We start from the raw sequence: 22,096 nt of genomic DNA, 5'->3' as shown, positions 1-22,096 counted from the left end.
CAGAAGACAGAATCAGATGTCCGACCGCTAGTTAACTGTGAAACCCTTTATACAGAAGGAACAGCAGCTTGAGCCGTTAGACCCACAGCTTCTGCATATTTGAGGTAAGTTTCCACAGATGCAATCACAACCCTTGCTTCTACCGATAACAGTTCTATGCCCACTAAGGAAACACGAACCCAGGCATCAATTACAATCCCTTTATCTAGGATACGATCAATAACCTCAGCCAAGCTCGAAGATGAGTTTACTTTTTCAACTGCCATGAGTCAATTACCTCTTAATTTTCATATTGACACCCCCACCGTCCAGCTAGGCTGTGATGGTAGATTGTTGCTAGTATTACTGTTGACCAGGCTACCAGGGAAGTCCTGTTATCCTCCGTCATACAGAATCCAGACAGATTTAACCGTCAAGAATGTGGCAATAGCCCGAAGCTTCTGAGTATGATACAATCAATAGTGAGGCAATCATGCCATTGGTGAAGGTATCTCTCAAAGCCTCCAACATTCTGTTCAAAGAGGACTATTGTCACGTACAAATCGCCTTTTTAAAACCAAGATATACAGGATATGTACTTCACGTCCACCCTTAAACAGCTATGGAGCATCATCCTACGACAACGGTTTGGAGTCTATCAGTACTTGGGTATAATGTCAAGCATTTTGGTAATAATTATTAGGGTTTGACTAGCCTTCGCCTTCTAAGGCGTTGCTGGGGTCGATTTCACCCTTTCACCACCCCAAACCGACTTTTCCCGTTCCCGACGATACTCTCGTCATTGCATCCGAAACTTACCCATATCCTCAAACATGGACTGAATACCTGCTAGGCGTTCGGCTTTCGCCTCTTGGATTGGCTGTAGCAAGTTTTCAGCCATAATGGTGCGGATCAGATCATATTGAACTATTGCCATACCTGCTGGGCGAGTTTTCGGCGACCGGCAGCTCTTTCCTGCTTCTGTTGTTGCCACTGCTGTTGCCATTGAGCAACCGTATCTCGAAGTTCCGCCCGAAAATCCCGTAACTCCTGCGCTAATTCCTCAGCTTTTTCGGCTCGGGACTGGGCGCTCTCCTCCAGAAAGGTAGCAGTTTCTTTCTGAAGCGATCGCACAAACTCTTTTAAATCCTCAGCTAGTTGTTCTGCTTGCTGACGATGGTTATTATGAGCGTCTGCCAAAAAGGCTTGATTTTCTTGTTTTAATTGAGATACAAAAGCCTGTCGATCTTGTTTTTGAGTGATCGCCTGGCTGTATCGTTCTCGTTGCCATAAACCGATCGTCGCCCAAATCTGTTTTTGGCTTTCAGCCAAAACCTGGCGACGCTCTAGGTGGCTTTGTTGCCAATCATCCTGTAACGCCATAGTACTTAAGGATATCCCCCCAGTTGGTGGTTAAGCATCGGACATCTATGGTTTTCTGTGGTTTTCTGTAGTCTTTCCTGTCAGCCTTACTTTAGGGTCTTCCCTAGAGAATCATATAGCCCCCTGAAACTCAGGCATTGGCTTTCCGACTCAGATTCAGGCTGTAGCTAGATGGACTTAATCAGAAGACAGAATCAGATGTCCGACCGCTAGTTAACTGTGAAACCCTTTATACAGAAGGAACAGCAGCTTGAGCCGTTAGACCCACAGCTTCTGCATATTTGAGGTAAGTTTCCACAGATGCAATCACAACCCTTGCTTCTACCGATAACAGTTCTATGCCCACTAAGGAAACACGAACCCAGGCATCAATTACAATCCCTTTATCTAGGATACGATCAATAACCTCAGCCAAGCTCGAAGATGAGTTTACTTTTTCAACTGCCATGAGTCAATTACCTCTTAATTTTCATATTGACACCCCCACCGTCCAGCCAGGCTGTGATGGTAGATTGTTGCTAGTATTACTGTTGACCAGGCTACCAGGGAAGTCCTGTTATCCTCCGTCATACAGAATCCAGACAGATTTAACCGTCAAGAATGTGGCAATAGCCCGAAGCTTCTGAGTATGATACAATCAATAGCGAGGCAATCATGCCATTGGTGAAGGTATCTCTCAAAGCCTCCAACATTCTGTTCAAAGAGGACTATTGTCACGTACAAATCGCCTTTTTAAAACCAAGATATACAGGCTATGTACTTCACGTCCACCCTTAAACAGCTATGGGGCATCATCCTACGACAACGGTTTGGAGTCTATCAGTACTTGGGTATAATGTCAAGCATTTTGGTAATAATTATTAGGGGTCGAGAGAGAAGTCACCTTCTCCCCCTCCCCTTCAAAACCGTGCTTGAGACTTTCACCTCACACGGCTCGTAGGGTGCGTCATATCAAGTCCGGATAATCAATTATAGTGAAGTCTCGATTTGAGGCCACCAATGAAAACTCATCAAGCCTCGAATTAATTCGCGCTGTTCCCACAAACTTCGGCAGCTAGCACACAAGAGTTCCTCTAGCTGCTCAAGATTCTCAAATGAGCGATTGGCAATGGGTTCATCTACCAGAGGCCACAGTCTTTCCGCCGGTTGCAGTTCCGGGGAATGGGACGGTAGAAACATTAAATGCAGTCCTTCGGGTACTTTCAGATTCTTACTGATATGCCATCCGGCTTGGTCAACCACTAACATAATGTGTTGATTTGGACCTATAGCATTAGTCAAGGTGGTTAGGACGCAGATTGGAGAACGGAATCCATGGCATCATGGAGAGAATCAAACTGCTCAATACCGTGGCGAATACGGGCTTTCAGCCACGACCAACATTTCTCTATCTTGTTGAGGTCTGGCGAATAAGGCGGAAGATAGAGTAAACGGCATTGAGCTGCCTCCACCAGTTCAGCAATCCGCCCCCCTTTATGAAACGTTGCATTGTCTAGCACTAGAGTCTGACCTGGCTTCAGTGTTGGAATTAAGATGAACTCCAACCACAACTCAAACACTGTCCGATTACAACAACCCCCAAAGCTAAAGGGGGCTAAGAGTTGTTGATCACACCATGGGGCCATATAGCTCACCCTGCCCTGCCTCTTCCCTGATTTGAGGGCATGGAAGCGTTGTCCTTCCTCGCAGTAACCATAAGGATAATCCGAGTCTTGACTATTCATGCCAGCTTCATCGAGGTAAACCAACCCTTCCGGCTCCATCTGTTCAATCTGAGCAATCAACTCCTCTCGCTGTTGCTTCCAACGTTCTTGGTAGCCGTAAGTTTTTTTTCTGGTGAAGCCAATTTTCTTCAAGGCTCTGGATATGGTGCGAGGAGAGATGTCGTCATCCCAAAGTTCAGCCATTTGAGCGGAGGTTTTGTGGCCATGCTCTTAGGCAAAAGCCTTGAATTTGTGCCAGTCGGTAATTTTGTGGTTATGACCAGGTGGGCGATTAGGTTTAGGGAGGAAGTCTCCGGTGTGTTCTTTTCTTTGGAGCCAGAGATTGATAGTGTTCCGGCTGAGATGGAAAAATTGACTGGCTTTGGTTTTGGACATACCGTATAGTTCAATTGCATTGATAACTTTTTGTCTAAGGTCGTAACTGTAGGGGGCTGGCATTTTTGGTCTTCTTAGTCATCTCGTCCTCTCCATTATACGTCCTAACTTTCCTGTCTTATGCTATAGTTGAGGCAAGACGTGTTCTTGAGTAAGAGCACGAACACTCTTCTCATTGGCTTCAAGGGTGGTCAGTTCAGTAGGGTTAGCTTCGCTGTAGAGAATGGCCGCAATCGCGTCAAGGTGTTGCTGGAGTTGAGCTGGTTTCTGAGAATCCATGAGTAGAGGGAGGGTGAGTGGTGCTTCGCTCATTATGTAGGGCTGTGGGTGAAGGTTGCACTAAGTACAATTACTCATTTCTTAACTGAGATGCACCCTTTGAATGGGAGGGGATGGAGGCGACTCCATTCTCGACCCCTACCAGACGTGCCACGGTGTAGATGTAAATCCGGCAATAAGTAGGAGTTTTACGGCGAGAGCGAGTTGAAAGACTACGTGGTGCATATAGCTCTGAACGAAGAAGGACCAAGCGGTGAAATCAACACTATACCAATAACAATTGGGCAACCACATCAGGAGCCGTATGAGGCGAAAGTCTCAAGTACGGTTGGGAAAGGGAGGGGATGGGGGCGACTCCATTCTCGACTCTACCCATACATTATACTGTACTTTGTGTTTTGGGTAAAGGCTGTATAGATAATTAAGGGGAAATTAACAGCGAATAATTGATAAAAATTGACCTATATGGGTTAATATGGGTTTTGGGCTCAGTTCCTCTCCGTGTGGCGGAAAAGAGGGGGTGTCAAGACTTGTTTCCTATAGAGCGCGTAAAGTACCTCAGCATCTGGCATTTGTGAATGTTGGTTAGCCAAAATGTATCGGTTGGTCTAGCACCAGGAGTCCAATGTTCTCAACTCATAACCGGTGGTTAGTTATGTCCGAATTTTTTGATTTTCTGAAACACAAACACGCCTATATTGCGATCGGGGAGTTTAAGCCTGGTAAATTTGAAGAAGCCCGAGAACTGTTTGAACAAGCAGTTTCAACCTACAGTACCGGGTTCAAAGGGTCTTATTTGCTACAGGAACCGGGAACTGATCGTGGTATTGCCATTATCTTCTGGGAAAATATCCAAGACATGGAAGCCAATCAAAGTGAAGCATATCAGGCTTTGCTAGATCAAATGACACCCCTATTCGCCAAAGCCCCGACTACTTCATTCTACGAAGTTCGCAGCGAAATTCGTGCCGCCGCCGAATCTCTAGTTTAATCAAAACTTGGGGCTGGTAACTCAAAAGCAGATAATGAACCTTGATTAATCATCACCCTGGTCGAGTTGAGTTAAACAGAAGCGTTTACCGTTGTCTTGGAATTGTAGAAGTCCAGATTGGTGTCAAGGGACTTAATGCGATCGCTTTTTTGCCCTAGCTGGGAATTTGTACTTATTTTGTCCATCTTCCCAGTAGGTTGTCCTCCATTGGGTCAGTCTGATTAATTACTCCTTGGCTTTTTCCCTAGGATGGTTAATTCGGCTAGTGCGATCGCTTAATCCTGTTGGGTACTGCCTATATTGATTTAGGATTGTGTAAATCAGCTTCATTAATTCGTTGTCTCTGGAGTTAACCTCTGATATCAGTTTCTGATTTTGCTTCATTAACTGCCAGACTAAAAAAACGGTAATGCCATCAGTTCCCAGTTTGACTATCTCAGGTAATATAGCACCAGACAGGAAAGTTAGGACGTATAATGGAGAGGACGAGATGACTAAGAAGACCAAAAATGCCAGCCCCCTATAGTTACGACCTCAGACAAAAAGTTATTGATGCCATTGAACTAGACGGTATGCCCAAAACAGAAGCCAGTCAAGTTTTCCATGTCAGCAGGAACACCATTAATCTCTGGCTGCAAAGAAAAGCACAGACCGGAGACTTCCTCCCTAAACCTCATCACCGACCTGGCAATAACCACAAAATTACCGACTGGCAAAAATTCAAGGCTTTTGCCCAAGAGCATGGCCACAAAACAGCAGCTCAAATGGCTGAACTTTGGGATGACGACATCTCTCCTCGCACCATATCCAGAGCCTTGAAGAAAATTGGCTTCACCAGAAAAAAAAACTTACGGCTACCAAGAACGTGATGAGCAACAGCGAGAGGAGTTTATGGCTCAGATTGAACAGATGGAGCCGGAAGAAGTGGTCTACCTCGATGAAGCCGGCATGAATAGTCAGGACTCGGATTACCCTTATGGTTACTGCGAGGAAGGACAACGCTTCCATGCCCTCAAATCCGGGAAGAGGCAGGGCAGGGTGAGCATGATTGTGGCATGGTGTCATCAACAACTCTTAGCCCCCTTTACCTTTGAGGGTTGTTGTAATCGGACAGTGTTTGAGTTGTGGTTGGAGTTCATCTTAATTCCAACATTGAAGCCAGGTCAGACTCTAGTATTGGACAATGCAACGTTTCATAAAGGGGGACGGATTGCTGAACTGGTGGAGGCAGCTCAATGCCGTTTACTCTATCTTCCGCCTTATTCGCCAGACCTCAACAAGATAGAGAAATGTTGGTCGTGGCTGAAAGCCCGTATTCGCCACTGCACGTGAGCAGTTTGATTCTCTCCATGATGCCATGGATTCCGTTCTCAAGGCTGCGTCCTAACCGCATTGACTAGTGCTATATCAGTGCCGAGAGCGAAGTCCATGGCAACCACTGTGAAGCACACAATGCTGCCTGACGTCGTCGTTGTAGTGCCTTTCGGCGCCGACAAAATCTCTACGCCAAAACGCCATCAGGACTCGATCGAGCACTCTCGGTACAGCGTTTAATCCATAATTTGGTTAGACCGCGATGGTCGAGTTGGGAGACTCCTGCCATGGCGCTCGGTTTCGCCTCACGAGCGGTGAGTGTTGGCCCAATGCTTTCTCTGAGGAGCTTTCGAGACTTGCCACCTTAAGTGACCAGTACCATCAATAATAAACTAGCAGTTCACATCAAATTTCTGTACGTTTTTTAGCATTTATAGTGTTTAGGGCTGGCCCTAGTCAATCAAACTCAAGCGGGAGGTGTGAAATACCCATATATGGTAGAATATATAGGCAGTTTTGCTGTTCGCATAGCCTCCCTGGAAGGGAAGGATTAGTCCCTATAGGCGGTTAAAGCTGAAAACCTTTAGACAGAGTTTTGGACAATGCCCCGAATTTTAGTGATTGATGATGATCCCGCGATCGCAGAGCTGGTGGCGATTAACCTAGAGATGGCTGGTTATGAAGTCACCCTAGCCCCTGATGGTATAGTAGGACAAGCACTAGCGCTGCAACTACTGCCCGACCTGATTATTTTAGACCTAATGCTGCCCAAAGTCGATGGGTTCACCGTCTGTCAGCGTCTACGCCGAGATGAACGCACCGGAGATATCCCGGTTTTGATGTTGACAGCCTTGGGACAAACCCAAGATAAAGTCGAAGGCTTTAACGCAGGGGCTGATGATTATTTAACTAAACCCTTTGAACTCGAAGAAATGCTGGCTCGTGTCCGCGCGCTATTGCGACGCACCGATCGCATTCCGCAAGCGGCTAAACACAGCGAGATCCTCAGTTATGGAGTTCTTACCCTAGTTCCCGAAAGGTTCGAGGCGATCTGGTTTGATCAGACAGTCAAACTAACTCACCTAGAATTTGAGTTACTGCACTGTTTGCTACAACGTCACGGTCAAACCGTAGCCCCCAGTGAAATTCTCAAGGAAGTTTGGGGCTATGACCCGGACGATGATATCGAAACTATCCGGGTTCATATTCGCCATTTACGCACCAAAATGGAACCCGATCCACGTCATCCTCGCTACATCAAAACCGTTTATGGTGCTGGTTACTGTTTGGAACTTCCAGCAGGTAACGGCAAAAACTCATCAGAGGTGGGAGAGACTGATCTATCTGATGTATCTGATCAGGTGTAGCACCTCAATCAATGGTTTTTGAGTCGTTGATAGACAGTGACTAACCCGTTAGCATCACCCACATTACCTGGAAACAGGACAACGGGAAGATTAGGGAATTGGGTATGTGATGCGGGGGTTTTCACCATTGAACAACCAGCCATAACCTGTCCCAAGAGTCGCGCGGTGGGGAGGCTTAGACCTTTACTAAGGACATCATTGGAGGTGATGCCTCCCTTGCTAATCAAAAATCCAATATCTTTTGGTAAACCCCGGACAATATCCATTAACAAATCTGAAACCGCCGCCCCAAATTCTAACCGGACTTGGGTATTGTCAAAGGTGATTTCTTGGCGAGAGGTGTACACTACAGGGGTTTGACCCTGTTTATGGATTTGAGCAATGCGATCGCTAATTTGGCTGAGTAACTCTTGACGTAGGGAGGGACTATCATCTAACAGGTGAGACACATCTACCTCAACCCCCACGATATCTGGTTCTTTCAATAACTGTTCAAGCTGTTGGGTAGATTTTTTCACATGGGAACCCATCAACACCACTCCCGGTTGATTATTTCGGGTATATTTCCCCATAGACTCCGGTGGTAATGGTTGGGGACCCAGGGAGGCTAGGGAGGTGAGGATACTGGCGGCGCTGCGGAATAAGAAACGTTTTCCCTTACTGGCGGCGGCTAGGATATCCGAGGCGAATTGGTCTAGGTCGCTTTGGGTTTCCCCGTCAACTCCCACACATTGGTTATCACTGAGTTGCATCAGTCGGTCTAGGGTCCCGTTGCGAATGTCCCCCAATGTGAAAAGTTGCACAGCTTCGGCTTTAATGCGTCCTTGGGTCTTTTCCTCTACATAATCGGGTAGGTAGGAATAATGGTAGCTGAATACTGAATCGCGAGCAAATTCCGTTTGGTGTACAGGGGTATCAACGCCGTCTATTTTCAGGTAGTGGGTTCCCCCTCTGGTTATCCGTCCCCCTTCAAAGAAAGCGGGAACTAAAAAATGAGCGTCAAAGGGGCCTAATTCTTCGGCGATCACATCGGTTTCTATGGGGTAGTGACCCCGTAGGGTGGAGTCAGACCGACTCACCACTAAAAAGTCTTCGATAGACTCGGCGGCGATCGCTATTTTCAGATTATGGGTAACTTCTCGTGTAACTGTGGCTGCTGCTTCTGGGGTTAATGCTCTGGTATTAGTTAAGATAAAGAATATCGGAGACTGGTCACTAAGTCCCAGCCGTAAGGTTTCTACGTCCCATTGTGTCAATAACAGACAACTATGAACCGTTTGGGAACCGGTGGGGTCATCATCCAGAACTATAATTTTAGGTGCCATTGCTTTAGTGTGGAAGTAACAAGAGAAAGATTGAGTCAGACCGTAGGACTCTCTGACCACCTTACCATTAATGGTAACTTGAATCTACAGCCCATACAAATTTGTTAATGGCTTTCCAGTTATCATTGACAGTCAACAGGTTGTAGGATGATCGCCAGATGAATCAGTTGATTTATAGTCTTCCCAAAGCCGAACTACATCTTCACATCGAAGGGACTTTAGAACCACAGATGATGTTTGACCTCGCTCAAAGAAACCATCTATCTTTATCTTTCGCGTCAGTGGCGGATGTGCAACAATCCTATCATTTCTCCAATTTACAATCCTTTCTGGATTTATATTATCAGGGCGCTAATGTTCTCCGCACTGACCAGGATTTTTATGATTTAACCTGGGCTTATTTACAAAAATGCGTTCAGCAGAATGTCCGCCACACGGAAATCTTTTTTGACCCCCAAACTCATAGCGATCGCGGTATTGATTTCTCCGTTGTCTACCAGGGGATACACTCCGCCCTACAAGATGCCAAAACCTATCTAAATATCTCCTCCCACTTGATTCTTTGTTTCCTCCGAGATTTAAGCGCAGAAGCTGCCATGAATACCCTTGAACAAGCCTTACCTTATCAAGATGGCATTATGGCTGTCGGTTTAGATTCGGCGGAATTGCACAATCCTCCTAGTAAATTTAAACAGGTATTTGATAAAGCCAAATCTGAGGGGTTTTTAACTGTCGCCCATGGGGGAGAAGAAGCCGGCGCTGATTATATTTGGGAAGCCATTAATCTCTTACAGGTATCCCGGATTGATCACGGTGTCCGCTGTACAGAAGACCCGGAATTGGTTGCTTATTTGGTACAGCAACAAATCCCCTTAACTGTCTGCCCTTTGTCTAATGTTAATTTGAGGGTCTTTCCTGACATAAAATTCCATAATATTAAAAAATTGCTTGAGTTGGGTTTATGTGTTACTATTAATTCGGACGACCCCGCTTACTTCGGGGGATATATTAACGAAAATTATCTCGCTGTTCAAGATGCTTTGCATTTCACTAATTCTCAACTGATACAGTTGGCGAAAAATTCTTTTATCGCTTCCTTTCTCAGTCAAGCCGAAAAAGATAAGTATTTAGCCGACATCGATAATAATCTATATAATTGTGGTAATTGTGGCGGCGGGTTCCCCTGTTAATTATCTATAGAAGGTTATGTTAACTTTTGTAACGAAAAGTTAATAAATGTTGCGAACAATTTTTTCTGGAGGGGGCGGTGGTTTTTTGGTGAAGTTTGTGCTATCATTTTAGATAATGGGAATATTTGTTAAATTTTTATTTAAGCAAAAAGTCGATTATTTAAAAGTATGTCAAGATAATATCATTAGTTCTGGGTGCTTGTCAACCTGTTGGCGCTAATTTGTCGGAACAATTTTTTAAAAATTGAATAATAAATCAACACGGGGTGAAGATTAGGCGATCGCATGAATGAATATGGATAAATAGAGTTGTTGAAGGAAGGGGACAAAGAGAATGTTAAAATGGCCAGATGTGGGTATTCTGCGGCGTAGTAGGTGTGTGAAAGTTGTAGCAGTGATGTTGCTGCTAGTGGTGTTAATTAGAAGCATTCCTTATTCAATACCAATTAGGGCGAAAGATATCCGTCAAAATTCGGTATCGATGGAATTTAGCGATCGCCAAGGTTTAGCATTAGGAACAATTCTCAGCCAAGACCAAAGTCATACGGCTGTAGTCCCCTTAAAGGAAGTTTCCCCGTATTTTATCCAAGCCATTATTGCAGCAGAAGATAAGCGATATTATCAACATGGTGCTGTAGATATAATAGCGATCGTGAGGGCGGTCATGGAAGCCATACAAGCCAGAGAGATAGTTAGTGGCGCGTCTACTATTACCATGCAACTAGCGCGAATGTTAGAACCCTCACCCAATACTCTCCCGCACAAAATCAGAGAAATTTGGTTATCTTGGCGACTATTTGCTGGAATGAACCGAGACGAAATTCTAGCAGCTTATATTAACCGTATTCCTATGGGTGGTAACCTGTATGGTGTGGAAGCGGCGGCGCGGACTTATTTTGGTATAGGTGCTTCTGACCTAAGTTTATCGCAAGCGAGTGTATTAGCGGGACTTCCCAACGACCCAACGGATCTAAATCCTTATTTCAATTGGGAGGGACTGAAACAGCGGCAAAAATATGTTTTAGATCGCATGGTAGAAGATGGGTATATAACCCCAGAAAAAAGCGATCGCGCCTATCGAGAAACTCTGAGAATTGCACCTCGGGAACAGGGTATTATCGCCGCGCCTCATTTTTTATTTTGGGTAGCTAGTCAACTGTCAAAAGCAGAAATTACCAGCCCCAAAATACAGACCACCTTAGACCGGACTCTCCAGCAATTTGTAGAAACCCAAGTCCGTCATGTCGTGACGGCTTTAGGGGGTCAAAATGTTAATCATGGGGCGGCTATAGTGATTAATAATCATACGGGGGAAGTTTTAGCGTATGTAGGTTCTCCTGATTATTTTAACTGGCAAAATTTAGGTTCAAATGATGGAGTGCAAGCCTGGCGACAGCCGGGTTCAACCCTGAAACCATTTTTATATCAATTAGCGATCGCCCAAGGAATTATCCGACCGAATACCATACTCCCAGACGTACCCACATATTACCCTATTCCCGGTGCTAAACTGTATGCACCCGTTGATTATAGTGAAACCTTTTTAGGACCTGTGCGGGTACGAATTGCGTTAGGTAATTCCTTAAATATTCCGGCTGTGCGAGTTTTAGAAAAAGTCGGTGTAGGTGAGTTTTTATCACGTTTACATCAACTAGGTTTTACCCACCTTGACCGAGAACCGGAACATTATGGACTTGGGTTAAGTTTAGGTAGTGGCGAGGTGAGTCTTTGGGAATTAGCCCAGGCTTATTTAACTTTTGCGAACCGGGGAAAGTTCACGCCACTGGTGACTACAATTATACCAGAAATTGCGCCCCCGTGTAAACAGAAATGTATGCAAATAGACACAGCCACCAGTTGGGAATTAATTGTAAATATGCTGGCGGACTCCCATGCTAGGGCTACAGCCTTTGGAGTTGATTCCGTGTTAAATTTACCCTTTCCGGTAGCCGTAAAAACAGGGACTTCTTCTGATTATCGAGATACTTGGACGGTGGGATTTACTACTGATTACACCGTCGCAACTTGGGTGGGAAATTTCGACTCTCAGCCGATGCAAAATATTTCGGGTGTCATGGGGGCTGCGCCGTTATGGAATCAGATTATGATGTATCTTCATAGAAACAAAAAACCGGATAATTTCCCGCCGCCAGAGGGATTATTTGAATTGCCGATTTGTAGCCATACGGGATGGAAACCCACTGATGATTGTGGCTCAGGGATTGTGTTAGAATATTTCTATCCAGAGGATATTAAGGATTATGATAACCTGTCTGTGACGGGGGAGTTACCCGCCGCATATAATGAGTGGTTATCGCAACAGGAATCGCCTCATTTAAGTTCAGGAAAACTGAGGATTGTTTTACCTCAAAATAATGATTATTTCCTGGTCACTGCGGGTCATGATTCGCCCCTAGAGTTGAAAGTTGCGGGAGTTGACAATCAAGAAATCCAATGGTTTATTAATGATAATAAGATAGCCACAACCACCAGCAAATCAATATTTTGGCAGCCAGAAATCGGAGATTTTACCCTGAAAGTAGTCACCCGTGAAAATATGAGCGATCGCATTAATTTTCAAGTGAGGGAAGCCGAAGTCAAACCGTATCGGCGGGGTTTTTCCATAGGTGAAGATTGACAGGGGCTGCGGGACAGACCCCAAACCGAAGCCAGCCGAGGGAATGTAAAGTTTAATTACAACTTTTGTGAAAATATTGAGAAATGTTCCAAAACCTCATCTTAGCCTTAGCCTAGAATTTTATAAGTCACGAGATTAACTGAGATGGAAAAGTTAAAGAAATACCGGATCAACTGTACCCTTACCTATGGCGACATTTACGGTCAAATCATGATTTGGCTGATCGTCATTTTCATCGCCCTAGCCTCCTCCCTAGCCTTGTGGAGTAGTTCTCAGCAAATTTTTGCCCTCACCATGCTAGGACTGATTGTAGTGCTATCGCTGCCGTTTCTGCTGTTTGCCTTCGTTACCACCTTGTTAAACCATATCGAAGTCATGCCCACAGACATCAACTCAGAAACAGCAACAGATCAGGAAATTAAGGGATCTGAACAGCCAGCGCAAGCTACCAGTTAAGACACCATAGCAGTCAGTCAACCCTAAAGACTTCCTTGCCTTTTGGCAGGGAGGTTTTTTTTTGTTTAACTATGGAATATGTGCAAATATCGAACAAACTAGAGAACTATGCTAGAACATGATGTAATTATCGTTGGTGGTGGTTTAGCGGGAAGTCGCGCGGCCGTTGAGATAGCCCGGACTGACCCCAGCCTAAATATTGCTGTTATAGCTAAAACGCACCCCATTAGGTCTCACTCTGTAGCAGCCCAAGGAGGTATCGCGGCGACTCTCAATAATGTTGACCCTGAAGATACCTGGGAAGCCCACGCCTTTGATACGGTGAAAGGGTCAGACTACCTAGCAGACCAAGACGCTGTGGAAATTCTGGCGAAAGAGGCCCCAGATGTAATTATTGACCTGGAACACATGGGGGTTTTGTTTTCGCGCCTCCCGGACGGTCGTATCGCCCAACGGGCTTTTGGAGGTCATACCCACCGCCGCACTTGCTACGCGGCTGATAAAACTGGACACGCTATCCTCCACGAGTTAGTTAATAACCTGCGTCGCTACGGTGTGCATATCTATGATGAGTGGTATGTAATGCGCCTGATTCTGGAAGAAGGGGAAGCGAAAGGTGTGGTGATGTATAATATCCTCGATGGTACTATCCAAGTGGCTAGGGCTAAAGCGGTGATGTTCGCTACGGGTGGCTATGGTCGGGCTTTTAACACTACTTCTAATGATTTTGCCTCTACGGGGGATGGCTTGGCTATGTCGGCTTTGGCGGGGATACCGTTACAGGATATGGAGTTTGTCCAGTTTCACCCGACAGGCCTTTATCCGGTGGGTGTGTTAATTTCTGAGGCGGTACGCGGTGAAGGGGCTTATTTGATTAATAGTGAGGGCGATCGCTTTATGAAAAATTACGCCCCCGGTAAAATGGAGTTAGCCCCCCGTGATATTACTTCTAGGGCAATTACGTTAGAAATTCGTGCCGGACGGGGTATTAATCGTGATGGCACTGCGGGCGGCCCGTTTGTGTATCTGGACTTGCGACACATGGGGCGGGAAAAAATTATGAGTCGCATTCCTTTCTGTTGGGAAGAAGCCCATCGTTTGGTGGGGGTTGATGCGGTGGTTGAACCTATGCCTGTGCGTCCTACGGTTCACTATTCTATGGGGGGTATTCCCACTAATACTGATGGTCGGGTTCTCGCTAGTGCTGATAGTTTGGTAGATGGGTTATTTGCTGCGGGTGAGGCGGCTTGTGTGTCTGTCCATGGGGCTAACCGTTTGGGTAGTAATTCTCTGTTGGAGTGTGTGGTTTATGGGAAGCGGACGGGGGCGGCGATCGCACAATTTGTACAAAACCGTAAATTGCCAAATGTCAACGAGTCGCACTACCTCCAAGAAGCTAAAAATCAGGTACAGGAATTACTGGATAAGTCCGGGGACTGTCGCATTGGTCAACTTCGACAAGAATTTCAGGATGCTATGACTTTGCATTGTGGAGTTTTTCGCACTGAAGATGTCATGCAGGAGGGCTTAAATCAGCTTCAGATATGCCGTGAACGTTACCAAAATATTTATTTGGATGACCGGGGTAAATTGTGGAATACAGAAGTTATTGAAGCCTTGGAATTACGGAATATTATGATTGTGGGTGAGATGATTTTGACTTCTGCCCTCAACCGTCGCGAGAGTCGGGGCGCTCACAGTCGCGAGGATTATACTACCCGCGATGACCAGAATTTCCTCAAGCATACTCTTGCTTACTATTCCCAGGCTGGCATTGATTTGGCTTATCGTCCTGTGGCTATTACTATGTTTGAACCCCAGGAACGCAAGTATTAAATCACTCAAATTATCATCTCCCCTGTGACCAAAGAAGACTTTTACAGGGGAGAAAATTTAATTGATAATTCAAGATATCGGTCAGGGAAAGGCGATCGCCTACGGGGTTCCGGTATACCTCGCCTCCCACGGAAAAGATTAATACACCCGCCACTGTGAACACAAGCTGACTTCCCAGAAACCGGGTTTCTGAAATCTTGACATTTGGGATGGGATAGTGGAAAGTGAGTGATTGGTGATGATTTCGGGTAAACAGTTCCCGGTGAAGAATGTGCTTAACCAATTATTATGTCTGAAGAAAACTTAGAAGAAACCGCCGAAGAAACCGCCGAAGAAACCGCCGAAGAAACCGCCGAAGAAACGGCAAAGGGATTTGGGCAGAGTGATGGTAATTCCCAAATCCGGTTTAAACGGGAGGGTGAGAATTTACTGCTGATTTTACCAGAGGAAGGCGATCGCTCTGAGAACTCCAACAGTAGTAGTTGGGGGGATTTGTTGCAGGTGATGAAACATCGGATCACAGGGGAGGAACATAGCTGGGAAGAGGGGCTAGAAGTGCATCTGGTCAGCCCAAATAGGCTGTTAGATAGTCGTCAATTGCAGGATATTAGAGATATCCTGACATCGGCGAAATTAGAGCTAAAGCGGGTAAGAACAGGTAGGGCGCAAACAGCGGTAGCGGCGGCGACGGCGGGATATTCAGTCGATCGCGAATCGGATCGCGACCATTTAAACCAAAAGGAAAGGGAAAGGACTACCGTAGAGGCTGAACCCCTATACTTAAAGATGACTTTGCGATCGGGGGTAGAAATACGTCATCCGGGGACGGTGGTAGTTTTGGGAGATGTTAACCCAGGTAGTTCCATAGTTGCTAATGGGGATATAATCATTTGGGGTCGTTTGCGGGGAACCGTCCATGCTGGGGCTAACGGAAACCTGCAAACCATGATTATGGCCTTGCAAATGGAACCGATGCTGATCCGCATAGGGGATCAGGTGGCGCGGGGTCCAGAAAACCCGCCGGAGGAATTTTACCCGGAAGTAGCTTATATGACGGCGAAAGGCATCCGTATTAGCCGGGCTACGGAAATGGGGCGAGTGAAACTCTGGCAAATCAGCAAAGCCCCTAGTGATGACAGCCTGTAATACTATTGCTGTTGGATATGGCTAGGGAATCTGCTATCATCCGATCGCATTTATTGCCCATGTAGCGATCGTTAATATTAATAACTGTTAACCAACTAAGAACCCCCATGAGTCGCATTATAGTTGTAACCTCTGGAAAGGGAGGAGTCGGAAAAACTACCTCTACAGCCAATCTTGGCATGGCTCTCGCCCAACGAGGACACTCAGTTGTGGTGATTGATGCTGACTTTGGTTTGAGAAATTTAGACTTGCTGCTGGGACTGGAAAACCGCATTGTATATACGGCGGTGGAAGTCCTATCAGGGGAGTGTCGTCTGGAACAGGCTTTAGTGAAAGACAAGCGCCAACCCCGGTTAGTATTGTTACCAGCGGCTCAAAATCGGATGAAGGATGCGGTAACGCCGGAACAAATGAAGGAGTTGATCAGCCAGTTGAGTCCGAAATATGAGTATATTTTGATTGACTGTCCGGCGGGTATTGAACAAGGTTTCCAAAATGCGATCGCCGCGGCGAGTGAGGCTATTGTGGTAACGACACCGGAAATATCAGCCGTGCGAGATGGCGATCGTGTGATTGGCTTATTGGAGGCGAATGGTATCAAGCGGATACGGCTGCTGATCAACCGGATTAAACCGGGGATGGTAAAAGCTAATGATATGATGTCGGTTCAGGATGTCGAGGAAATTCTAGCCATTCCACTGGTGGGCGTAGTTCCCGATGATGAACAGGTAATTGTTTCGACTAACAAGGGTGAACCTTTGGTATTAACGGAAACTATTTCTCCGGCGGTGACAGCCTTTAATAATATTGCCCGCCGCCTAGAGGGGGAAAAAGTGCCGTTTATGGAGTTAGACCCAGCGCCTCCTGGTTTTTTTGCGCGACTGCGTAGGCTGTTGTCGTCTAAGATTATGTAGTAACCCTTTGAATAACTCATCGCCGGGGCGGTAGGGGTCTGGGGGCTTTCTCAAGAGGTGACTAGGGACGTGCGGAGTATTGGATCATCGAGGTATTTATCGCCCAGGTGTAGGTTTTGATCCACTGTTCGATAATGTAGCAACAGCAATGAAAATTAATGAATTTATCGACAAATTTTTGAACCGCAAGAGGCCTAACAGTCGTGATGCGGTCAAACAACGGTTAAAATTAGTTCTCGCCCACGATCGCGCTGATTTATCTCCCGAAGTTGTAGAAGCTATGCGGCGGGAGATTTTGGAGGTGGTATCTAGGTATGTGGAAATTGATACAGATGACTCAGAATTTGGGTTAGAAAGCGACCAAAGATCGACTATTTTGATAGCTAACCTTCCGATCAGACGAGTGAGAAAAACCGTCGCGCCGGACTCCTAAACTGGCACTCCCAGGAGAACTGCTTTTTTGTGTTGTCAAACCGACCCGGAGTGGGAGGCTTTAGTCAACCGGCGGCGCGTGCAGCAGATTAAGGAAAAAGTGGTATATTATCTGCCAACATTAGACATCTAGCCTATTATGAAACCGGGTTTCTTTGAGAAACCGGGTTTCTGGGAGTTCGTTGGGAGGAGAGGTATTCGCAGAACCCGACCCTACAATTATTAATTATTAATTATTAATTCTCAAAGCGATCGCTTGCCATTACAAAATAGTTAAATAAGTTTCCATTGAGTCTTTGGTAGCGTTAGTTGGGGGTAAATTTCTGCCTCCAATTAACCATCTCTATTGCCAACGTAACGCACCTTTTTGGCTAAATATTGGTGCGTTACGGCGGATTGGTAAATTTTCGTAAAAATCTCAAGTCTTTGGTAGCGTTAGTTGGGGGTAAATTTCTGCCTCCAATTAACCATCTCTATTGCCAACGTAACGCACCTTTTTGGCTAAATATTGGTGCGTTACGGCGGATTGGTAAATTTTCGTAAAAATCTCAAGTTGGTCGCCGCCTAACGCTACAATAAAGAAACTCACTTTTTGGCTCAATATTGGTGCGTTACGGCGGATTGCTAAATTTTGGTAAAAATCTCAAGTTGGTCGCCGCCTAACGCACCCTACAATCAAGTAAAATTTCTCAGTAAGTCTTTGGTAGGGTGCGTTAGTTGGGGGTAAATTTCTGCCTCCAATTAACCATCTCTATTGCCAACGTAACGCACCTTTTTGGCTAAATATTGGTGCGTTACGGCGGATGGCTAAATTTTCGTAAAAATCTCAAGTTGGTCGCCGCCTAACGCACCCTACAATAAAGAAACTCACTTTTTGGCTAAATATTGGTGCGTTACGGCGGATGGCTAAATTTTCGTAAAAATCTCAAGTTGGTCGCCGCCTAACGCACCCTACAATAAAGAAACTCACTTTTTGGCTAAATATTGGTGCGTTACGGCGGATGGCTAAATTTTCGTAAAAATCTCAAGTTGGTCGCCGCCTAACGCACCCTACAATCAAGTAAAATTTCTCAGTAAGTCTTTGGTAGGGTGCGTTAGTTGGGGGTAAATTTCTGCCTCCAATTAACCATCTCTATTGCCAACGTAACGCACCTTTTTGGCTAAATATTGGTGCGTTACGGCGGATGGCTAAATTTTCGTAAAAATCTCAAGTTGGTCGCCGCCTAACGCACCCTACAATAAAGAAACTCACTTTTTGGCTAAATATTGGTGCGTTACGGCGGATGGCTAAATTTTCGTAAAAATCTCAAGTTGGTCGCCGCCTAACGCACCCTACAATAAAGAAACTCACTTTTTGGCTAAATATTGGTGCGTTACGGCGGATGGCTAAATTTTCGTAAAAATCTCAAGTTGGTCGCCGCCTAACGCACCCTACAATCAAGTAAAATTTCTCAGTAAGTCTTTGGTAGGGTGCGTTAGTTGGGGGTAAATTTCTGCCTCCAATTAACCATCTCTATTGCCAACGTAACGCACCTTTTTGGCTAAATAAATATTGGTGCGTTACGGCGGATTGGTAAATTTTCGTAAAAATCTCAAGTTGGTCGCCGCCTAACGCTACAATAAAGAAACTCACTTTTTGGCTCAATATTGGTGCGTTACGGCGGATGGCTAAATTTTGGTAAAAATCTCAAGTTGGTCGCCGCCTAACGCACCCTACAATAAAGTATAATTTCTCAGTAAGTCTTTGGTAGGGTGCGTTAGTTGGGGGTAAATTTCTGCCTCCAATTAACCATCTCTATTGCCAACGTAACGCACCTTTTTGGCTAAATAAATATTGGTGCGTTACGGCGGATTGGTAAATTTTCGTAAAAATCTCAAGTTGGTCGCCGCCTAACGCACCCTACAATAAAGAAACTCACTTTTTGGCTAAATATTGGTGCGTTACGGCGGATGGCTAAATTTTGGTAAAAATCTCAAGTTGGTCGCCGCCTAACGCTACAATAAAGAAACTCACTTTTTGGCTCAATATTGGTGCGTTACGGCGGATTTCTAAATTTTGGTAAAAATCTCAAGTTGGTCGCCGCCTAACGCACCCTACAATCAAGAAACTGGCATCGGAATTTGGAGAATACCATCGGTTCCCACATGACAATTTAGCTTAATTTTTTCCATCTATTTTGCTCCAGAAAAACCTATTATATTTTATCTAAAATTAGTCTAAATTTACCAGTATATTGATAATTAATCTTACAACCAAACAAACCGGGTTTCTATCAGCATGAAGGTTGGGTGACAGAGATGGTCGTCAATTACCCGGTTTCTGGATAGAGGCGATCGCCTCATCCTAGGTACTGTCTCAATACAGGTGACATCCGATAAAGGCGATCGGTTTTTTCCAGCCAACAACGACGGCTAAGAGATTGTAAGGTATTGAGTAAATCTGCAGATGGCATCGGGGCAATTTCTAAGAGTTTGACTAGGGCGATCGCCTCATCTTCTTTAGCTAAAAGCGATAAAAGTTGCTTTTCTGGTTCCGATAGGTAAGCCAACGGTTGCTGTAAAATATCTTGCAAATCTTGAGGCAATAAAAAAGGCTGATTTGCTAACAATTCACTCACGGTTAAGCCTAATTCAACCATGAAATTAGCCACAGTTTTTAACCATAACGGGTTGCCTTGATAATAGTCAATAAATCGGGAGCCATTTGCTTCGGGTTCTAATCCTTGTTGGGCGATAATTTGGTGAGCGGATGCAGTGTCTAACCCCCTCAAGATTAAGTTATGGGTATTTGGGTGTTTAATTTGAGCAATTTCTCGCGGGTATTCCCAACCCATCAGGATAAAACAACTTTGATGCGATCGCTCTTTAATTTGTTTAAATAAACTGCGATAATCCTCAGATTTTGGTTGATAGTGACCAGCCAATTCACCCCGCCTAAATAGGTAATTGATATCATCTAAAATAATTAAACAGCGATGATTTTGTAAATATTTCATCAGGGGTAGCCGTGAAGTTTGATTATCCCCCTCGGCAAAAATTTCGGTTAAATTATTTTGCAATTGGGCGACAGTGGGGCAAGTTTCCAGACTACGCCAAATCACATATTCAAATTCATGTTTAATTTCTTCTACCAGTTTGATACCCAGGGCGGTTTTTTCCATCCCTATCATGCCAGTAATAGTTAAAATTTGTGCTTTTTCTGTGAGGATTAATGTTTTGAGGAGTTCCAGTTCAGCAGTACGATTATAGAAGTTACCTAACTTAGGCATTTCACTTAAATCGTGATGGAAAGTTGGGCTTTGTTGGGGGTTAGATGTTACTTGATTTTCCGGGTTTTGGTTGGGTATATCTGGTGGTTGTCTGGCTTGTCCACAAGTGTTAAAACTACTAATGGCTACAACGTCCTGTGCAAAATTTGTCACATGATCAATTTGCCACCTCTGTATGGTCGAGCGAAAATTGGATTTCTTAACCTCTTCTCCCAACTCCTCTGAAAGAGTCTGCCATAATTTCGCTCCAACATCCCGAACATAACTCTCGTTACAGTGCTTTTCCTGGGCAATTTCGCTGTATTTCTTGCCTTGCAGAGTTCCCCGTGCGATCGCCTGTTGCAAGTCATCAAGGTGTTGCCCAGTCTTAGCAAACACCAGAGCGTCAGCCATTTTTAGCACTTCATCAACATTCATGGAGTCGGGTAGATTTTGTGATTTTCCATATTATAGCCAACATTTACCAGCATTTTACCACAAATTATTGCATTTTACCACATTTTTGACGAGGTGGAGTTGGAGTTGCCAACAAAATTGCCAACAAAATTATATTTTTTCCAAACCCAGTCATAACAAGTCGTTGCTATGATCAATATAAATCAACTGTTATCGATTTATTAAGGTTAACTACATGGAGCAAGCTCTAGAGAAGCACACAGAGCAACCTGCACCTTTTAGGCTCTACAATAGCAAGCAGAGCCTAACCATAAAAATCCTTAAAGAAGGCGATCAAGTTTTGAATGTCTCATACATTGGCGATCAAATCCATATAGTGGTGCGCCAAAAAAACGAGGAAGTTTTAATTTACGTCGTCTTTCTTGATGAGGGTGGACAGCCTAGATTGTCTAAAAAACCAGCGATTACTATCACTTCTGGAGATGGTGAAGTTGAAGCCTCGGCTATCGATCCTAATAGTGGAGAGGAAATTTTGTCTATAACGTATACGGGTGAATGAGGTAAATAGTGGGTAAGAAGTCTCTTAAAATTACCGTCAACGGGTTGAATGATGATAACTACGCGGATGTCGCTCATCAGGTAGTTAAAGCAGTCAAGTCCGAAGCTCCCAATAGTGATATTTCTATTCTAGGGGCAAGTCCAGAAGTGTTTGAAGGTTCCTCTAAAAAGAAAATAAAAGGTGATTAATGTGGCAAGTCAAAAGCGACCAAAAGAACACCAAAAAGCACAAAAATTAGTTAAGCAGAGGGATGGGAACGAATGTGAAATTTGCGGTAAAATAGGAGAAATCGCACATGGACATCATGTTATTGCTTACAGTGATGGTGGGCCAGCGGATTTAACAAATATGATGACGCTTTGCCCAGACTGTCACAGAGCTTATCACAATGGTGAAATAAAAGTAGATATTTGGCGATTTTAATTAAAACGTCAAATTTTTGTGTAGTAGTTTAATTGAACGTGATAGTGTGCGTTATGCGGATAAAAATTTATGGATATAATCGGTAATTTATAGATTCACT

20 protein-coding genes and 5 pseudogenes are annotated in these 22,096 nt (G+C 44.8%); 14 read left to right on the top strand and 11 right to left on the bottom strand.

The window, feature by feature from the left end:
- Positions 1 to 47: 47 nt before the first annotated feature.
- From gvpA (XZ46_RS08850) to XZ46_RS36415, 7 genes and pseudogenes are all read right to left on the bottom strand, one after another.
- Positions 48 to 266, bottom strand: a complete 219-nt coding sequence (gene gvpA, locus XZ46_RS08850) for a gas vesicle structural protein GvpA (RefSeq protein ID WP_006616598.1) — start codon at positions 264 to 266, stop codon at positions 48 to 50.
- 512 nt (positions 267 to 778) lie between these two features.
- Complete coding sequence (locus XZ46_RS36420) at positions 779 to 916, bottom strand: hypothetical protein (protein WP_008049827.1); 138 nt, start codon at positions 914 to 916, stop codon at positions 779 to 781.
- The gene (gene gvpC / locus XZ46_RS08845; protein WP_228116518.1) at positions 907 to 1,362 is read right to left on the bottom strand and encodes a gas vesicle protein GvpC; all 456 of its coding nucleotides are present in this window, start codon (positions 1,360 to 1,362) and stop codon (positions 907 to 909) included. The genes XZ46_RS36420 and gvpC overlap by 10 nt, the downstream gene beginning before the upstream one ends.
- A gap of 229 nt (positions 1,363 to 1,591) precedes the next feature.
- Complete coding sequence (gene gvpA / locus XZ46_RS08840; protein ID WP_006616598.1) at positions 1,592 to 1,810, bottom strand: gas vesicle structural protein GvpA; 219 nt, start codon at positions 1,808 to 1,810, stop codon at positions 1,592 to 1,594.
- A gap of 521 nt (positions 1,811 to 2,331) precedes the next feature.
- Positions 2,332 to 2,631: pseudogene (locus XZ46_RS08835) on the bottom strand (transposase); the annotation flags it as partial.
- Positions 2,632 to 2,648: 17 nt separating this feature from the next.
- Positions 2,649 to 3,524 (bottom strand): annotated as a pseudogene (locus XZ46_RS08830) (IS630 family transposase).
- 63 nt (positions 3,525 to 3,587) lie between these two features.
- A pseudogene (locus tag XZ46_RS36415) lies at positions 3,588 to 3,740 on the bottom strand (ISKra4 family transposase); the annotation flags it as partial.
- Positions 3,741 to 4,395: 655 nt separating this feature from the next.
- On the opposite strand from XZ46_RS36415, the gene XZ46_RS08815 reads away from it, so the two are divergent.
- A complete protein-coding gene (locus XZ46_RS08815; RefSeq protein WP_006615878.1) occupies positions 4,396 to 4,731 on the top strand; it encodes an antibiotic biosynthesis monooxygenase in 336 nt (111 codons plus the stop codon).
- A gap of 225 nt (positions 4,732 to 4,956) precedes the next feature.
- On the opposite strand, the gene XZ46_RS08810 is transcribed toward XZ46_RS08815, so the two are convergent.
- Positions 4,957 to 5,190: a hypothetical protein gene (locus tag XZ46_RS08810; protein ID WP_035759725.1), complete on the bottom strand. Its 234-nt coding sequence runs from the start codon at positions 5,188 to 5,190 to the stop codon at positions 4,957 to 4,959.
- Between the two features lie 50 nt (positions 5,191 to 5,240).
- Here XZ46_RS08810 and XZ46_RS32120 point away from each other — a divergent pair.
- The 3 genes and pseudogenes from XZ46_RS32120 to rpaA all read left to right on the top strand — a co-directional run bounded on the left by XZ46_RS32120 (position 5,241) and on the right by rpaA (position 7,412).
- Positions 5,241 to 6,118: pseudogene (locus XZ46_RS32120) on the top strand (IS630 family transposase).
- 19 nt (positions 6,119 to 6,137) lie between these two features.
- Positions 6,138 to 6,413, top strand: a pseudogene (locus tag XZ46_RS36410) (IS1 family transposase); the annotation flags it as partial.
- Between the two features lie 234 nt (positions 6,414 to 6,647).
- Positions 6,648 to 7,412, top strand: a complete 765-nt coding sequence (gene rpaA / locus XZ46_RS08795; protein ID WP_006620392.1) for a two component system response regulator RpaA — start codon at positions 6,648 to 6,650, stop codon at positions 7,410 to 7,412.
- Between the two features lie 8 nt (positions 7,413 to 7,420).
- Here the strand turns inward: rpaA and XZ46_RS08790 are convergent, their stop codons facing one another.
- A complete protein-coding gene (locus XZ46_RS08790; RefSeq protein ID WP_008049783.1) occupies positions 7,421 to 8,737 on the bottom strand; it encodes a four-carbon acid sugar kinase family protein in 1,317 nt (438 codons plus the stop codon).
- A 158-nt stretch (positions 8,738 to 8,895) separates the two neighbouring features.
- Between XZ46_RS08790 and XZ46_RS08785 the strand changes: the two genes are divergently transcribed.
- From XZ46_RS08785 to minC, 5 genes are all read left to right on the top strand, one after another.
- Positions 8,896 to 9,927, top strand: coding sequence for an adenosine deaminase (locus tag XZ46_RS08785; RefSeq protein WP_008049781.1), 1,032 nt, complete (start codon positions 8,896 to 8,898; stop codon positions 9,925 to 9,927).
- 334 nt (positions 9,928 to 10,261) lie between these two features.
- Positions 10,262 to 12,565: a penicillin-binding protein 1C gene (gene pbpC, locus XZ46_RS08780; protein ID WP_008049779.1), complete on the top strand. Its 2,304-nt coding sequence runs from the start codon at positions 10,262 to 10,264 to the stop codon at positions 12,563 to 12,565.
- A 144-nt stretch (positions 12,566 to 12,709) separates the two neighbouring features.
- Entirely contained in the window at positions 12,710 to 13,021 is a 312-nt protein-coding gene (locus XZ46_RS08775) for a hypothetical protein (RefSeq protein ID WP_006620397.1), read from the top strand.
- 108 nt (positions 13,022 to 13,129) lie between these two features.
- On the top strand, positions 13,130 to 14,857 hold the full coding sequence (locus XZ46_RS08770) for a succinate dehydrogenase/fumarate reductase flavoprotein subunit (protein ID WP_006620398.1): 1,728 nt from the start codon (positions 13,130 to 13,132) through the stop codon (positions 14,855 to 14,857).
- A 288-nt stretch (positions 14,858 to 15,145) separates the two neighbouring features.
- The gene (minC, locus tag XZ46_RS08765; protein ID WP_006620399.1) at positions 15,146 to 16,003 is read left to right on the top strand and encodes a septum site-determining protein MinC; all 858 of its coding nucleotides are present in this window, start codon (positions 15,146 to 15,148) and stop codon (positions 16,001 to 16,003) included.
- Here the strand turns inward: minC and XZ46_RS34995 are convergent.
- Positions 15,984 to 16,184, bottom strand: coding sequence for a hypothetical protein (locus XZ46_RS34995; protein ID WP_162198535.1), 201 nt, complete (start codon positions 16,182 to 16,184; stop codon positions 15,984 to 15,986). The genes minC and XZ46_RS34995 overlap by 20 nt on opposite strands.
- On the opposite strand from XZ46_RS34995, the gene minD reads away from it, so the two are divergent.
- Positions 16,111 to 16,917 (top strand): septum site-determining protein MinD, encoded by an 807-nt coding sequence (gene minD / locus XZ46_RS08760; protein ID WP_006670760.1) that lies wholly within the window; start codon positions 16,111 to 16,113, stop codon positions 16,915 to 16,917. The two genes, XZ46_RS34995 and minD, sit on opposite strands and share 74 nt — an antisense overlap.
- Positions 16,918 to 17,065: 148 nt before the next feature.
- Positions 17,066 to 17,350: a cell division topological specificity factor MinE gene (gene minE / locus XZ46_RS08755; RefSeq protein ID WP_006670759.1), complete on the top strand. Its 285-nt coding sequence runs from the start codon at positions 17,066 to 17,068 to the stop codon at positions 17,348 to 17,350.
- A gap of 2,338 nt (positions 17,351 to 19,688) precedes the next feature.
- Here minE and XZ46_RS08750 read toward each other — a convergent pair.
- Complete coding sequence (locus XZ46_RS08750) at positions 19,689 to 21,035, bottom strand: helix-turn-helix domain-containing protein (RefSeq protein ID WP_174447137.1); 1,347 nt, start codon at positions 21,033 to 21,035, stop codon at positions 19,689 to 19,691.
- Positions 21,036 to 21,249: 214 nt separating this feature from the next.
- Between XZ46_RS08750 and XZ46_RS08745 the strand changes: the two genes are divergently transcribed.
- From XZ46_RS08745 to XZ46_RS08735, 3 genes are read left to right on the top strand one after another with little or no spacing between them, the layout of a single operon-like run.
- Positions 21,250 to 21,573: a hypothetical protein gene (locus tag XZ46_RS08745; RefSeq protein ID WP_008053133.1), complete on the top strand. Its 324-nt coding sequence runs from the start codon at positions 21,250 to 21,252 to the stop codon at positions 21,571 to 21,573.
- An 8-nt stretch (positions 21,574 to 21,581) separates the two neighbouring features.
- On the top strand, positions 21,582 to 21,761 hold the full coding sequence (locus XZ46_RS08740; protein WP_008053134.1) for a hypothetical protein: 180 nt from the start codon (positions 21,582 to 21,584) through the stop codon (positions 21,759 to 21,761).
- A gap of 1 nt (position 21,762) precedes the next feature.
- On the top strand, positions 21,763 to 21,996 hold the full coding sequence (locus tag XZ46_RS08735) for an HNH endonuclease (protein ID WP_008053136.1): 234 nt from the start codon (positions 21,763 to 21,765) through the stop codon (positions 21,994 to 21,996).
- Positions 21,997 to 22,096 lie beyond the last annotated feature (100 nt).

It is taken from the genome of Limnospira indica PCC 8005, from assembly GCF_000973065.1.
GTDB classification, from domain to species: Bacteria; Cyanobacteriota; Cyanobacteriia; order Cyanobacteriales; family Microcoleaceae; genus Limnospira; species Limnospira fusiformis.
Note: the sequence above shows the minus strand (reverse complement) of the source record. Positions and strands in the feature narration are given on the sequence as shown.